The organism is Massilia horti (genome assembly GCF_004614195.1).
Lineage (GTDB): Bacteria > Pseudomonadota > Gammaproteobacteria > Burkholderiales > Burkholderiaceae_D > Telluria > Telluria horti.
On the sequence record NZ_SPUM01000029.1, the window covers coordinates 47,538 to 62,855 of the forward strand.

The following is a 15,318-nucleotide window of genomic DNA, read 5'->3' on the forward strand; positions in this document are numbered from 1 at the left end:
CGTTGGATGGATTACTTGGTTGTGCTTGTGCGGCGGCTGCGGCTGCGGCTGGCGCTCGACCAAGCCACGTGGTTGCTCCCGCTCTTGTATGACGATGCCTTACGGAATAAGGATGGCATGCCATTGTTGGTTGCCTTGCTACCAGGTGGATTGGTGGGGATCAACGGTGGCAAGAGATTGCGATCAACAGCTGATGGAATCAGAGCAAAGAATGTATCGGGGTTATGCGCGGACCGTTAGCATCCAGTCAGGCCGGCGGAAAAGCTTGGGACGCATTCGGCCGCAGCCCCAAAAGTTGGCTTACACTGTCGGCGGTTCATTATCGAAAGGAAAACATGACCAGCCGACAGCTTCCGATCCTTGCCGTTTGCCTGGCGCTGGCTTTTGGCGCCGGCGCGGTCCGCGCCGCGACCGCCGAAACCCAACAGGCCGATGCGCCCGCCGCCAAGCGCGACTTGCGCGCCACTTATACCAAGTACGAATTCCGGATTCCGATGCGCGACGGCGTGCGCCTGTTCACCACCGTCTACGTGCCGAAGGACGGCTCGAAGCCTTACCCCTTCCTGATGCAGCGCACCCCGTACAGCGTGGGTACCCGCGCCAAGGGCGAACTGCACTACGGCGTCGACTGGTTCCCGGAAGCGATCGGCCCGTCCAAAGAATTCGAGGACGCAGGCTACATCTTCGTGAAGCAGGACGTGCGCGGCCGGTACATGTCGGAAGGGAAGTGGCAGGAGATGACGCCGCACCTGAACGCCAACCGCGCGGCCGGCGAAGGGCAGGAGAGCCAGGACATGTACGACACCGTCGAATGGCTGCTCAAGAACGTGGCCAACAACAACGGCAAGGTCGGCATCTACGGCATCAGCTACCCGGGCTTCTACACCTCGGCCAGCATCATCGATTCGCACCCGGCGATTAAGGCCGCCTCGCCGCAGGCGCCGATCGCCGACCTGTTCATGGGCGACGACTCCTACCACGGCGGCGCCTTTTTGCTGGCCGCGAACTTCGGCTTCTATTCTGCCTTCACAGTGGAGGACAACCCGACACCGCTGCCCAAGACATGGTCCGGCTTCGATTACGGAATGGCCGACGGCTACGACTTCTTCCTGAAGCACCTGACCCTGTCGAACATCCTCGCGACCCTGACCGACAAGCAGCGCGCGCTGCTGGCGCCGACGATCGAGCACGACACCTACGACGAGTTCTGGCAGTCGCGTAATCTCGCGCCGCATTTGAAGAACGTGAAGGCGGCCGTGCTGACCGTGGGCGGCTGGTTCGACGCCGAGGATCCGCAAGGGCCGTTCACGACCTACCACGCGATCAAGAAGTACAACCCGGCCACCTTCAACGGGCTGGTGATGGGCCCGTGGGTGCACGGAGGCTGGGCGCGCGGCGAAGGCAAGAGCCTGGGCCATGTACGTTTCGACAGCGAGACCTCGGCATACTTCCGCACGCAGATCCAGTTCCCGTTCTTCGAGCAGCACCTCAAGGGCGTCAAGCCGGCCAAGGCAATCGCCGAGGTCACCGCGTTCGAGACCGGGACCAACGTGTGGCGCCAGTACGCGGCCTGGCCGCCGCAGCAGGCCAAGTCGCGCACGCTGTACTTCGGCCCGAACGGCAAGCTAAGCTGGCAGCAGAACGCGGCCGGCGCCGGCTTTGACGAATACGTGTCCGATCCGAAGAAGCCGGTGCCCTACATCGGCTACCCGTCGACCGACGTGCCGCAGGAGTACATGGTGTCGGACCAGCGCTTTGCCGCCACCCGGCCGGACGTGCTGGTGTACCAGAGCGACGTGCTGGAGGAAGACGTGACGGTGGCCGGGCCGGTGACGCCCCGGCTGTTCGTTTCGACCACCGGCACCGACGCCGACTGGGTGGTCAAGCTGATCGACGTCTACCCGCAGGAGTACCCGGAGGCGGAGGAAAAGGAAAGGCGCGGCAAGGACGTGCCGCCGCCCACGCTGACGCTGGGCGGCTACCAGCAGCTGGTGCGCGGCAATCCGCTGCGCGGCAAGTTCCGCAACAGCTTCGAGAAGCCGGAGCCGTTCACGCCGGGGAAGGTGGAGCAGGTCTCATATCAGCTCGGCGACGTCAACCACACCTTCCGCCGCGGCCACCGCATCATGGTGCAGGTGCAGAGCTCGTGGTTCCCGCTGGTCGACCTGAACCCGCAGACCTTCGTCTCGATCCCGAAGGCCAGGCCGGAGGACTTCAAGAAGGCGACGCAGCGCGTCTACTTGGGGGGTGATACGCCGTCGGGGTTGCAGGTGCTGGTGATGCCAGGGCACTAAGAGGTTGAGCTTGGTTTTGTAGGGTGGGCGGGGTGAGGCTGGCCAGTGGCCAGCCGAACGAACGCCCACGCGTTCAACGAACATGGAACCTGTTCGGGTATGGCCATTTATCGCTGAACGCGTGGGCAGGAGAACCTGCCCACCCTACGCACCTTTCATCGCATGCTGACTTGCGGCTGCAGCGCCACTACGCGACGTTCGCGAACCGCGTGCGCACAGGTGCGCACCCTACGAATTGCACACGCACGTACGCAACGGTTCGCTGGTGTCCGGTACTGCCTCACGCCCCGATCCACGGCAGGCCGGCCTTGCACCAGCCGCCCACCGTCTTGCGATGTCCCTGCGCGTCCTTGTCGCCCTCGAAACCTTCGAGGATGTCAAACGCGTTCCTGTAGCCCAGTTCCGTCGCCACGCGCGCGCCGTGGCGCGAGCGCACGCCCGAGCGGCACAGGAACAGCACCACGTCGTCCTTGTCCGTCACGCCCTGCAGCTCGTGCGCGAATTCCGGGTTGGGCGCGCCGCCTGGATACATCACCCACTGCACCGCCTTGTGCTGGCCCTCCGGGATATGTACCCGCCCGACCCAGTCGCGTTCGGCATTGGTGCGCACGTCAACCAGCTTGACCTTCGGGTCGGCCTGCAGCAGCGCGTAGGCTTCGGCCGGCGTCACGGCGCCAGCATAGGGCTCGCCGGCGGCGCGGGTGCGGGCGGCGGCAAGGATTTGCTCGCTTGTACTCATGGTAGTTCCCCTATTATTGAATTGAATGCACAGGTCTGAGTTCACCGTGATGGTGCGTCCTGGCAAGCGGATGCACTGAAATGGTGCATTTGCGAAGAGCGCACCGCCGCGGTGCGAAGTGCGCCAGCCGCGCATGCTTGAATTGGCCGCCAGACCCGCCAATTTTATGGGTAAACTCACCGGTTTCCAAAGATTGAATGCATATTTGCTCATGGTCGAGGGCTGGCACGGATTCTGCTATATTCCCTGTGTGATGGTCGCCCGCTTGGCATAGCACAAAGGTCGACACCCCTTTTTCATTTAGGAGATACGAATGGCAAAGACTGCCGCAGACGTAATGGACATGGTTAAGGAACACGAAGTCAAGTTCGTGGACCTGCGCTTCGCGGACACCCGCGGCAAGGAGCAGCACGTGACCGTCCCCGTGTCCCACTTCGACCTGGACAAATTCGAGTCCGGCCACGCCTTCGACGGTTCGTCGATGGCCGGCTGGAAGGGCATCGAAGCGTCGGACATGATCCTGTTGCCTGATCCGTCGACCGCCAACGTCGACCCGTTCATGGAAGAGACCACGCTGTTCATGCAGTGCGACGTGATCGAACCGACGGACGGCAAGGGCTACGACCGCGACCCGCGCTCGATCGCCAAGCGCGCCGAGGCTTACCTGAAATCGTCGGGCATCGGCGACACCGCCTACTTCGGCCCGGAACCTGAATTCTTCATCTTCGACTCGGTCCGCTGGAAGATCGACATGTCGGGCTGCTTCGTGAAGATCGACTCGGACGAGTCGTCGTGGGCCACCGACAAGGAAATCGAAGGCGGCAACAGCGGCCACCGTCCGGCCGTCAAGGGCGGCTACTTCCCGGTCCCGCCGGTCGACAGCTTCCAGGACATGCGCTCGGAAATGTCGCTGATCCTCGAGTCGATGGGCATTCCGGTCGAGGTGCACCACCACGAGGTGGCCGGCGCCGGCCAGAACGAGCTGGGCACCAAGTTCTCGACCCTGGTCGAGCGCGCCGACTGGACCCAGACCATGAAGTACGTGATCTGGAACGTCGCCCACAGCTACGGCAAGACCGCGACCTTCATGCCCAAGCCGGTGGTGGGCGACAACGGCTCGGGCATGCACGTGCACCAGTCGATCTGGAAGGATGGCAAGAACCTGTTCGCAGGCGACGGCTATGCCGGCCTGTCGGAAACCGCGCTGTACTACATCGGCGGCATCATCAAGCACGCGCGCGCCCTGAACGCGATCACCAACCCGGGCACCAACTCGTACAAGCGCCTGGTGCCGGGCTATGAAGCGCCGGTCAAGCTGGCCTATTCGGCGCGCAACCGCTCGGCCTCGATCCGCATCCCGCACGTGGCCAACCCGAAGGGCCGCCGCATCGAGACCCGCTTCCCGGACCCGCTGGCCAACGTCTACCTGTGCTTCGCGGCGCTGTTGATGGCGGGCCTGGACGGCATCCAGAACAAGATCCACCCGGGCGAGCCGGCCACCAAGGACCTGTACCACCTGCCGCCGGAAGAGGACGCGCTGATCCCGACCGTCTGCTCGTCGCTGGAAGAAGCGCTCGATGCCCTGAACAAGGACCGCGAGTTCCTGACCCGCGGCGGCGTGTTCAGCGACAGCATGATCGACGCCTACATCGAACTGAAGATGCAGGAAGTCCAGCGCATGCGCATGACCACGCACCCGGTCGAATTCGACATGTACTACTCGGGCTGATCGGCGGCCATCGCGTTGCGGCAATGCATCATTTGCCTTGACGCTTTGATCAAAAACGCGGGGAAAGGCCTAGCCTTTCCCCGCGTTTGTATATGGATTGCGGTATAGTCGGCCAGATCAATATTCATGCGCGGACCGCCGCGCAGCCGAACTGATGCGAATGACAACCAGTGTACTGGGACGCTGCGCGCTGGCGCTGCTCCTGGCCTGCCCGGCCTTGGCCGCATGGGCGCAGACGGCGGTGTACAAGTGCGTCGACGACCAGGGCCGGGTCGAGTACACCGACACCAACAAGCGTGGCTGCAAGGTGATCGACCTGCCTGGCGCGATCACCGCGCCGCCGCCGACGCGCAGCAGGCCGGCGCCGCCGATGCGCCAGGGCAGCGCGGCGAGCGTGGTCAGCCCGGCCGGCTTTCCGCGCGTGGACAGCGCGCAGCAGCGCGCGCGCGACGACGATCGTCGCGATATCCTCAACGAGGAGCTGCGTAACGAGGAAAAGAAGCTGGCCGACCTGCGGCGCGACTTCAACAACGGCGAGCCGGAACGCCAGGGCAATGAGCGCAACTATGCCAAGTACCAGGAGCGCGTGGCGCGCATGCGCGACGACATCAGCCGCAGCGAACGCAATGTCGAAGCCTTGAAACGCGAGCTCGCCAACACGCGATGAACCCTTTGCCTCTTCCCGCCGCGCCCGCGGCAGAGGCCCGCCTGGCGGGCCTGGACCTGCTCGCATCAAGCGTGCTGCTGGTGGATGCCGACGCGCGGGTGCGCTATGCGAACCCGGCCGCCGAGAACCTGCTCGACGCCTCGCTCAAGTCGCTGTCACGCCAGAAGCTGACCGAGCTGTTTGCCAATGGCGAGGAACTGGCGGCGCTGTGCCGCCAGGCGCTGGCCCACAAGTGGGCCGACCTGCGCCAGGACCTGACCCTGCTGCGTCCCGGGCGCGAACCGCTGCACGTGCACCTGACGGTCAGCGCCACGCTGGAAGCCGAAGTGCTGCTGGAGCTGCGCGAGAACGTGCAGCAGTTGAAGCTCGACCGCGAGGAGCGCATCCTCGACCACAGCCAGGCCAACAAGGAGCTGATCCGCAACCTGGCGCACGAGATCAAGAATCCGCTGGGCGGCATTCGCGGCGCGGCCCAACTGCTCGAACTGGAACTGGCGGCGCGCGACCTGGGGGCGCTGTCGGAGTACACCCAGGTCGTCATCAAGGAAGCCGACCGGCTGCAGACCCTGGTTGACCGCCTGCTGGCGCCGCACCGCCGGCCGCACATCGTGGGCGACGTCAACATCCACGAAGTATGCGAGCGGGTGCGCAGCCTGGTGCTGGCCGAGTTCCCGCACGGGCTTGCGATCCGCCGCGACTACGACGCTTCGTTGCCCGAATTCAGGGGCGACAAGGAGCAACTGATCCAGGCGGTGCTCAACATCGTGCACAACGCGGCGCAGGCGCTGGCCGGGAGGATCGGACAGGGCGATGCCGAGATCGTGCTGCGCACCCGGGTGGCGCGCCAGGTCACGCTGGCCAAGGTCCGCTATGGGCTGGCACTGGACTTGCATATCATCGACAATGGACCGGGCATCGCACCTGAGATTCGTGACCGCATCTTCTATCCGCTGGTGTCGGGAAGGGAAGGCGGCAGCGGCCTCGGGCTGACGCTGGCGCAGACCTTCGTGCAGCAGCACCTGGGGGTGATCGAGTGCGAAAGCCAGCCTGGACTGACGGACTTCCGCATCCTGCTGCCACTGCCCTAGGGGCGGGAGCAGGATACGGTCCACCTTAACGTCTTGTACAGCACGAACACAAACATGAAACCGATCTGGATAGTCGACGACGATGCATCGATCCGCTGGGTGCTGGAAAAGGCCCTGGCGCGCGAGGGCCTGGAAACGCGCAGTTTTTCCAATGCGCGCGAGGCGCTTGACCTGCTGGCGACACAGACGCCGCAGGTGCTGGTGTCCGATATCCGCATGCCGGGCGAATCGGGGCTGGACCTGCTGGCGGCCGCCAAGGAGCGCCATCCGGGGCTGCCGGTCATCATCATCACCGCCTTCTCCGACCTGGATTCTGCGGTGGCCTCGTTCCAGGGCGGCGCGTTCGACTACCTGGCCAAGCCGTTCGACATCGACAAGGCGGTGGCGCTGATCCGGCGCGCGCTGGAAGAGAGCCTGCGCGAGGCGAGCGAGCAGGCGCCGCCGGGCGAGGCGCCCGAGATCCTCGGCCATGCGCCGGCGATGCAGGAGGTGTTCCGCGCGATCGGCCGCCTGTCGCAGTCGAACGTGACGGTCCTGATCACCGGCGAATCGGGCTCCGGCAAAGAGCTGGTGGCGCGCGCGCTGCACAAGCACAGCCCGCGGGCCGGGCAGCCTTTCATCGCGCTCAATACGGCGGCGATCCCGAAGGACCTGCTCGAATCGGAACTGTTTGGTCACGAGCGCGGCGCCTTCACCGGCGCCCAGGCGATGCGGCGCGGCCGCTTCGAGCAGGCCGAGGGCGGCACGCTGTTCCTGGACGAGATCGGCGACATGCCGTTCGATTTGCAGACGCGGCTCTTGCGCGTGCTCTCGGACGGGCACTTTTATCGTGTCGGCGGCCACCAGCCGGTCAAGGCCAACGTGCGCGTGATCGCGGCCACCCACCAGAACCTCGAGCAGCGCGTGCGCGACGAGCTGTTTCGCGAGGACCTGTACCACCGGCTCAACGTGATCCGCCTGCGCCTGCCGCCGCTGCGTGAGCGGCGCGAGGACATTCCCGTCCTGGCGCGACACTTCCTGCTGCAAAGCGCGCAGCAGCTGGGCGTGGAGCCCAAGCGCCTGTCCGAGGCGGCGATGCGCTTTCTGAGCGAATTGGAATTGCCGGGCAACGTGCGGCAGCTGGAAAACCTGTGCAACTGGATCACGGTGATGGCGCCGGGCCAGACGGTCGAGGTCAAGGACCTGCCGCACGACCTGACGCAAGGCGCGCCGCTGGATGCGCCGGCGGGTGAGGGTGCTGTCGCGCACACGGCGGTGGCACCGCCGCAGGGTACGGCATTGGCCCCGCCGGACGGCTGGACCGGCCTTCTGGAACAGCAGGCCGCCAGCATGCTCGCTGCCGGGCAGGCCGAGGTGATGGACGTGCTGGGCCGGCAGTTCGAGTCGGTGCTGATCCGCACCGCGCTCAAGCACACGCACGGGCGCAAGAACGACGCCGCGGTCCGGCTGGGCATCGGGCGCAATACGATCACGCGCAAGATCGCGGAGCTGGGCATCGACGGCGCCAAGGACGATTAGAGTGACCCTCGGCGGCGCGATATAGTAAGCTCTGGCATTGCCCCTGAGTGAGCTATATCAAGATGCTGATCAACTGCGTCGCCTACCAAGAAGGCAGAAAACTAGCCGACATCCCCGTCGAGAACATCAGCGACTATCTCAAGCTGCCAAGCTGCTTCGTCTGGGTCGCGCTGCGCGACGCCAGCGCCGCGGAGATCAGCCAGATGCAGCAGGAATTCGGCCTGCACGAACTGGCCGTGGAGGATGCGGCGCGCGGCCACCAGCGTCCCAAGATCGAGGAATACGGCGATTCGCTGTTCGCCGTGATGCACACGGTTGAACTGAAGGGCGATGCCTTGTGCACCGGCGAGGTGGCCGTGTTCGTCGGCCCCAATTACGTGCTGTCGGTGCGGCGCGACGCGGCGCAGGGCTTCCTGGGCGTGCGTGCGCGCGCCGAGCGCGAGCCGCACTTGCTCAGGAAAGGCTCGGCCTTTGTGCTGTACGCGCTGATGGACGCAGTGGTTGACCGCTACTTCCCGGTGGTCGACTTCCTCGAGTCCGCGCTGGAGGAGATCGAGGAGACCATGTTCACGCAAGGCGCCCAGCGCGAGAACGTCGAGCGGCTGTATGACCTGAAGCGCAAGTCGCTGACGCTGCGCCACGCGGTCATGCCGCTGTTGGAGGCGGTGGGCCGGCTGCATGGCGGGCGCACGCCGCCCATTGCACGCGAGACCCAGGACTACTTCCGCGACGTGCACGATCACCTGCACCGCATCGCGGGACGGCTGGACGCCATCCGCGACACCATCAACACCGCAATCCAGGTGAACCTGTCGATGGTCGCCATCGACGAGAGCGAGGTGAACAAGCGCCTGGCCGCCTGGGCCGCCATCTTCGCCGTGTTCACGGCCTTTGCCGGCCTGTGGGGCATGAACTTCAAGGGGATGCCGGAACTGGAGTGGAAATATGGCTACCCGGCCGCGGTCGGGTTGATGGTGCTGGTCTGCTATTACCTGTACCGCCGGTTCAAGAAGTCCGGCTGGTTGTAGGGGCCAAATCGGAGTTCCGCGCGTCATCAAGGCTGGTCCTGCACTTGGCTTGGGGTGCGCACCTGTGCGCACGCGGTCACCGCATACTGACTTGCGGCTGCCGCTTCACTACGCAACTTTCGCGAACCGCGTGCGCACAGGTGCGCACCCTACGTCACTGCTATTACCTGTACCGACGGTTCAAGAAGTCTGGCTGGCTGTAGGGGCCGAACAAAGAGCTATTTCACCAGGCGTAGGGTGTGCGCACCCGTGCGCACGCGGTCACCGCATGCTCACTTGCGGCTGCCGCTTCACTACGCAACGTTTGCGAACCGCGTGCACAGGTGCGCACCCTGCGCCACTTCGTCGTTCCCGGCAATTCACGCTCTGGTTGAACGCGTGGGCGGGAGACCCGCCCACCCTACAAGAAGTTTGGCTGACTCCAGGTTGCGCTCGCACCTTAGAAGGTGTAGGTGCCGCGCACGTACCAGGTGCGTCCGGTCGGGTCGGCGTAGCGCGGGTCGTAGCCAGCCTGGAAAACAGTGGTCTGGTACGACAGCGGCGGCACGCGGTCAGCCAGGTTGCGCACGCCGAGGGTCAGGCCGAGGCCCTTGCGCTGCGCCCAGGCCACGTAGGTGTCTAAGGTGGTGTACGACGCCACGCGGTGATTCGGGTGGTCGAGTTTGGGCTGGTCCAGGTAGCCGCTCTTGTAGTGCGCCGACAGGCCGGCCGACAGCAGGTCCTGGTTCCACACCAGGCTGGCGCTGCTCTGCCAGCGGAACACCGGGTTGTTGCCCGAATAGACGCCCACGTTCTTGTGCCACTCGTCGCCTTCCGAGTTCTGATAGTCGTACCGGTGCACGTAGGTGGAATTTGTCGCGAAGGTGTAGTTGCCCCACGCGGCGGAACGCAGGCGGTAGCTGGCGGACAGGTCGATGCCGTTGGTCTTGGTGCCGCCCAGGTTCTGGGTGCGCAGGTCGACGTAGCCGCAGGTGGCCGGGAGCGGACACTGCGAGCCGTCGGTCGACAGGTCGCCGCTGCTGTTGCGGTGGTACAGGCTGGCGTACTTGACCGGGTCGGCGAACACGTCGTCATCGCTCAGGCTGCCGATAGCTTGCTTGAGCTCGATCGCCCACAAGTCGATTGCCACGCTCAGGTTGTTCAGCGGTTCGAGCACCAGGCCCAGGGTCAGGTTCCTCGACGTTTCCGGTTTGAGGTTGAGATTGCCGCCCAGGAGGACCTGGAATTGCTGGCCGCAGTTGGCGCTGGACGGCTTGCCCGGCTTGGGATCCCCGTTGGGGCAGTTGACCGGGTCATCATGCTCGGACGAGTTGGTGTAGGCCTGCGCGGCGTTGATTTCGTACAGTGAAGGTGCGCGAAAGCCCGTCGAGTAGGAGCCGCGCAGCATCACGCGGCTGTTGGGCTGGAAGCGGAAGCCGACTTTGGGGTTGGTGCTGCTGCCGAAATCGCTGTACTTGTCATAGCGCACCGCGGCGGTGATATCGAGCGTGGGGAGCAGCGGGACGTTCAGCTCGGTGTAGGCCGCGTACACGTGGCGCGAACCCTCGTTGTGGGTGTCGGGGTCGATGCCGGTACTGGCCACGACCTTGGCGGCGTACTCGGTGTTGGCGCTACTTACGAAACTTTCGTGGCTGGCCTGGGCGCCGATGGCGATGGCGGCCGGCTTGCCGGCGCCGAGCCAGTCGGACAGTTCGCGGCTGGCGTGGGCGTCGATGCCGGTGACCGTGCCCTTGGCGTTCTGTATGTTGCCGTCAAGCGCGGCGGCGTTGATCAGGGCGGTGCCGGCGGCATCCTGCGGCCCGAACGGGTTGATGATGCCATTGAGCACGCCGGCGGTGATCATGCGGCCGTCGCTGTAGCCCTTGAGGTTCTCGCGCACCTTGTTCTCGTTCCAGGTGGCGGCCGCCTCGTAGTCCCAGTCGGCCAGCCTGCCATCGAACATGGCGACCAGGCGCTGCTGGGTGTTGGTATTGTCGTCCGAGCGCGGGCCGTTCGGCAGGTCGCGCCATTTCAGGTTGATGAAGCCGGGCTTGACGCCGGCCGGCGTGTTGTCCTTGGTATAGTTCGGGTCGAGCTTGATGGTCGGTGTGATTGCGCCCGGATTGCCCGGATAGTAGGGGTTGAGCGAGCCGTCCTCGCGCAGGCGGTTCTGGTACAGGCCGCCGTACGGCACGGGCGCGATCTGGCTGCGCACGGAGCTGCGGCTGTTCAGGTATTCGAGGTTGAACCGATGGTCTTCGCCCAGCTTGATGGTGCCCTTGAACAGGAGCGTGTCGCGCTCGGTGCGCGGGATGTAATCGACGAAGCTGGAAGTCGTCATCTGGCACGAGGTTCCCTTGTCGGCCGGGACCAGGTTGGGTTCACTGGAACAGCTTGGCCCGGTCGGGTTGGTGCTGTCGCCACCCTGGAAATAGTTAGCCGGGCTGGTGGTGGGCGACAGCCCGCCCGCGTAGCGCTTGTTGAACGGCCGCTCGGTGCCGCCGATCGCCTGCTGGTCCTGGTGGTCGTACAGGGCGAACAGGTTGAAGCGGTCCTTGTCCAGGTCGCCAAAGCCGAAACCGATGTTGCCGTTGAACGACTTGCCGCCGGAATCCTTCGGCTGGTCCTTGCCCACGGTGATCACGCCGCCCTGGAAATCCTTGCGGGTGATGAAGTTGATGACGCCGCCGACCGCGTCCGAACCGTACAGCGACGAGGCGCCGTCCCGCAGCACCTCGACCTTCAGGAGTGCGGCGAACGGGATCATGTTCAGGTCGGGCGCCGAGCTGTCGAAGGCGTTGTTGGCCAGGCGGCGGCCATTGAGCAGCACCAGGGTCTTGTTGGCGCCGATGCCGCGCAGGTCGGCGAACGCGGCGCCGCCAGTGCTGGCCCCCACCACCTGGCTGGTGCTCTGCTGGGCCTGCGATACGGAGAGCATGTTCAGCACCTGTTCGACCGTCGTCACCCCTTGCTTTTTGAGGTCGTCCACCTTGATCACGGTGATCGGGACCGAGGTCTCGGCATCGATCCGCTTGATCGCCGAGCCGGTGATCTCGACCCGGGCCATGGGTTGCTGGCCGGCTTGCTGCGCGAGGGCGATTCCCGCCATGCCAACACCGGCGAGAACTGCGCCGCCGGAAAACATCAGGCGCAGTGCGCGCGCCAGAACTTTCTCATTCAACATTGCATCTCCCAAAGGAACGAATTTTGTTATTGCCATTACGCAAAATGCGAGAGAGATATTCGGCAAAATCTCGCGCGTCGCGAATATATGAACATTAACAGGCGGGGTTTGGCAAATGGTTAAGAGGTGCCGGTGTGGCAAGAACAACAAGTTCGCCAAGAGCCGGTAGCGGCCTCGACGAAAGGGAGGGAGCGGACGCGCGGCGTCAGTCGGAGGAGGCGTTGGCGGCGCTGGCGCCGGCGGCCAGCACGATCAGCGCGATGGCCAGCCATTGCAGGCCGGCGAGGCGTTCGCCCAGCACCAGGAAACCGGCCAGCGCGCCGATTGCCGGCGCGCTGCTCACCAGGATGCCGAACACCCGGCGCGGCAGCCGCGCCAGCGCCATCATTTCGAGGGAATAGGGCAGGGCGCTGGAGAGCACGGCCACCGCCAGCCCGCCAAGCAGTGCGGCTGGCGAGAGCAGCGCGGCGCCGGCGCTGGCGGCGCCGACCGGTACGGTGAACATGGCCGCGGCCAGCATGCCCCAGGCGACCGCCGGACCGCCGGCCAGTGTGGAGGCGCGCTTGCCGAATACGATGTACATGGCCCAGCAGAAGGCGGCGCCCACTGCCCACGCGACGCCGCGCGGGTCGAGCGGGGCGCTGCTTGAAATGGGCAGCAGCAGCGCCAGTCCCGCAATCGCGCACCCGGCCCAGAGGAAGTCGCGCGCGCGGCGCGAGGCCAGCAGCACCACCGCGATCGGGCCGGTGACTTCGATCGCCACCGCCACCCCGATCGGGATCAGGGCGAACGCGCGGTAGATCAGCAGGTTCATGCAGCCCAACATCAGCCCGTAGATGACCAGGTTGAGCGCGTCGCTCCTCGTGAGCCGCGTGCGCCACGGGCGATAGGCCGCGAACAGGATGCCGGCCGACAGGCCGACGCGCAGCGCGGTCACGCCTTCGCTGCCCACCAGCGGGAACAGGTGCTTGGCAAAAGCGGCGCCGATGTTCTGCGCGATCAGGCCGGCGGCAACGGCCAGCGCCGGCAGCAGGGAGTTGTTCTGCGCGGCGCTCAAGATGTCAGGTGCCCGCCATCATCGACAGGCCGACCGCTTCCGCAACCTTGATGCCGTCCACCGCCGCCGACAGGATGCCGCCGGCATATCCGGCGCCTTCGCCGGCCGGGAACAGGCCGCGGGTGTTCAGGCTCTGCAGGTCGTCGTCGTTGCGCTTGATGCGGATCGGCGACGAGGTGCGGGTCTCGACCCCGGTCAGCACCGCGTCTTCCTTGTAGTAGCCCTTGATCTGCTTGTCGAATGCGACGAAGGCTTCGCGCAGGGCGCTGATCGCGTAATCGGGCAGCGCGCTGGACAGGTCGGTCAGGTGCACCGCCGGCTTGAACGAGGGCACCACCGCGCCGAACCGGGTGGAGGGCACGCCTTTGACGAAGTCGCCCATCAGCTGCCCCGGCGCGTCGTAGTTGCCGCCGCCCAGCACGAAGGCGCGCGATTCCAGTTCGCGCTGGAAGGCGATGCCCGCCAGCGGATGACCCGGATAATCGGCGGGGGTGATGCCGACCACGATGGCGCTGTTGGCGTTGCGCTCGGCGCGCGAGTACTGGCTCATGCCGTTGGTGACCACGCGCCCTTCCTCGGACGAGGCGGCGACCACGGTGCCGCCCGGGCACATGCAGAAGCTGTAGACCGAACGGCCGTTGGAGGCGTGGTGCACGATCTTGTAGTCGGCCGCGCCCAGGATCTCGTTGCCCGCGTTCGCACCGAAGCGGCACACGTCGATCAGCGACTGCGGGTGCTCGACCCTAAAGCCGATCGAGAACGGCTTGGCCTCGATATAGACGCCGCGGTCGTACAGCATCTGGAAGGTGTCGCGCGCGCTGTGGCCGATCGCCGCCACCAGGTGGCGCGTGCGCAGCTCTTCGCCGGTGTCGAGGATCACGCCGCGCAGCTGGCGGCTGCCGGCTTTCTCCTCGATCACCAGGTCGGTGACCCGGGTCGTGAAGCGGATCTCGCCGCCCAGGTCGATGATGTTCTGGCGCATCTGCTCGACCATCTTGACCAGCCGGAAGGTGCCGATGTGCGGCTTGCTGACATACAGGATGTCCTCCGGCGCGCCGGCCTTGACGAACTCGGTGAGCACCTTGCGCCCGTAGTGCCTGGGGTCCTTGATCCCGCTGTGCAGCTTGCCGTCGGAAAAGGTGCCGGCGCCGCCTTCGCCGAACTGCACGTTCGACTCGGGATTGAGCTTGCGCTTGCGCCAGAAGCCGAAGGTGTCGACCGTGCGCTCGCGCACCATCTTGCCGCGCTCGAGCACGATCGGGCGCAGGCCCATCTGCGCCAGGATCAGCGCCGCGAACAGCCCGCACGGGCCCATGCCGATCACGACCGGGCGTTCGACATCATCGCGCACGCGGCTGGCATCGGTCACGAACTTGTAGCTGGTGTCGGGCGATGGCAAGACGTGGGGGTCGCCCTGCTTGTGCGCGAGCACTGCCGTTTCGTTCTTCACCTGAACGTCGAGCGCATAGATCAGGACGATCGCGCTCTTCCTGCGCGCATCGTAGGCGCGCTTGAAGATCGTGAAGTCGACCAACTCATCCGGCGCGATGCCGAGGCGCTCGCAAATGGCTTGCGGCAGTGCCGTTTCGTCGTGGTCGAGTGGCAGTTTTAATTCGTTAATTCGAAGCATGGCAACAATCGGGGCAGGCGGGGGCGCGCGGCGGGCAAACCCGTATTGTAACCGTTCAATGCCCAGGCCGGCACAGGCGCGAAGAACGCGCGGCCGCCTCATTACGCCGGCGCGGTGCGTGCCGTTGTGCCCTTATCAGTCAATTGCAAATCCGTGAGGTCCGCTTCCGTTCTGCGCTCGGCACGGCACAGGTCCGTCCAACCAGGACAGGCATTCTCCGCAGGTTCCGTCGCAAGTAAATTCGCGGCAATGCATTAAAACCTGATTTGTTAATTTTACGGTAACTTCGTCAACTTTGCGCTCTCCACGTATGCATATCACTCTTCTGTTCCTATCTTGCACACAACCGCTCGCAAATTGTGCTGCATCGCATCAAATTCATGCGTGCTACATACCCAAAATCGA

10 protein-coding genes are annotated in these 15,318 nt (G+C 65.1%); 6 read left to right on the forward strand and 4 right to left on the reverse strand.

Going from position 1 to position 15,318, the window contains the following annotated elements:
* Positions 1-335: 335 nt before the first annotated feature.
* The gene (locus E4O92_RS04615; protein WP_135188575.1) at positions 336-2,294 is read left to right on the forward strand and encodes a CocE/NonD family hydrolase; all 1,959 of its coding nucleotides are present in this window, start codon (positions 336-338) and stop codon (positions 2,292-2,294) included.
* A gap of 280 nt (positions 2,295-2,574) precedes the next feature.
* Here the strand turns inward: E4O92_RS04615 and E4O92_RS04620 are convergent, their stop codons facing one another.
* Complete coding sequence (locus tag E4O92_RS04620; protein ID WP_135188576.1) at positions 2,575-3,033, reverse strand: rhodanese-like domain-containing protein; 459 nt, start codon at positions 3,031-3,033, stop codon at positions 2,575-2,577.
* 313 nt (positions 3,034-3,346) lie between these two features.
* On the opposite strand from E4O92_RS04620, the gene glnA reads away from it, so the two are divergent.
* The 5 genes from glnA to corA all read left to right on the forward strand — a co-directional run bounded on the left by glnA (position 3,347) and on the right by corA (position 9,063).
* The gene (gene glnA, locus E4O92_RS04625; RefSeq protein ID WP_135188577.1) at positions 3,347-4,762 is read left to right on the forward strand and encodes a type I glutamate--ammonia ligase; all 1,416 of its coding nucleotides are present in this window, start codon (positions 3,347-3,349) and stop codon (positions 4,760-4,762) included.
* 160 nt (positions 4,763-4,922) lie between these two features.
* Positions 4,923-5,429, forward strand: coding sequence for a DUF4124 domain-containing protein (locus E4O92_RS04630; RefSeq protein WP_135188578.1), 507 nt, complete (start codon positions 4,923-4,925; stop codon positions 5,427-5,429).
* Positions 5,426-6,517, forward strand: a complete 1,092-nt coding sequence (glnL, locus tag E4O92_RS04635; protein WP_135188579.1) for a nitrogen regulation protein NR(II) — start codon at positions 5,426-5,428, stop codon at positions 6,515-6,517. The genes E4O92_RS04630 and glnL overlap by 4 nt, the downstream gene beginning before the upstream one ends.
* Before the next feature lie 54 nt (positions 6,518-6,571).
* Positions 6,572-8,035, forward strand: coding sequence for a nitrogen regulation protein NR(I) (gene ntrC, locus E4O92_RS04640; RefSeq protein ID WP_135188580.1), 1,464 nt, complete (start codon positions 6,572-6,574; stop codon positions 8,033-8,035).
* Between the two features lie 62 nt (positions 8,036-8,097).
* The gene (gene corA / locus E4O92_RS04645; RefSeq protein ID WP_135188592.1) at positions 8,098-9,063 is read left to right on the forward strand and encodes a magnesium/cobalt transporter CorA; all 966 of its coding nucleotides are present in this window, start codon (positions 8,098-8,100) and stop codon (positions 9,061-9,063) included.
* A 439-nt stretch (positions 9,064-9,502) separates the two neighbouring features.
* On the opposite strand, the gene E4O92_RS04650 is transcribed toward corA, so the two are convergent.
* The 3 genes from E4O92_RS04650 to E4O92_RS04660 all read right to left on the reverse strand — a co-directional run bounded on the left by E4O92_RS04650 (position 9,503) and on the right by E4O92_RS04660 (position 14,913).
* Complete coding sequence (locus E4O92_RS04650) at positions 9,503-12,226, reverse strand: TonB-dependent receptor (protein WP_167759692.1); 2,724 nt, start codon at positions 12,224-12,226, stop codon at positions 9,503-9,505.
* A 205-nt stretch (positions 12,227-12,431) separates the two neighbouring features.
* A complete protein-coding gene (locus E4O92_RS04655; protein WP_206076810.1) occupies positions 12,432-13,283 on the reverse strand; it encodes an EamA family transporter in 852 nt (283 codons plus the stop codon).
* 4 nt (positions 13,284-13,287) lie between these two features.
* Complete coding sequence (locus tag E4O92_RS04660; protein ID WP_135188582.1) at positions 13,288-14,913, reverse strand: NAD(P)/FAD-dependent oxidoreductase; 1,626 nt, start codon at positions 14,911-14,913, stop codon at positions 13,288-13,290.
* Positions 14,914-15,318 lie beyond the last annotated feature (405 nt).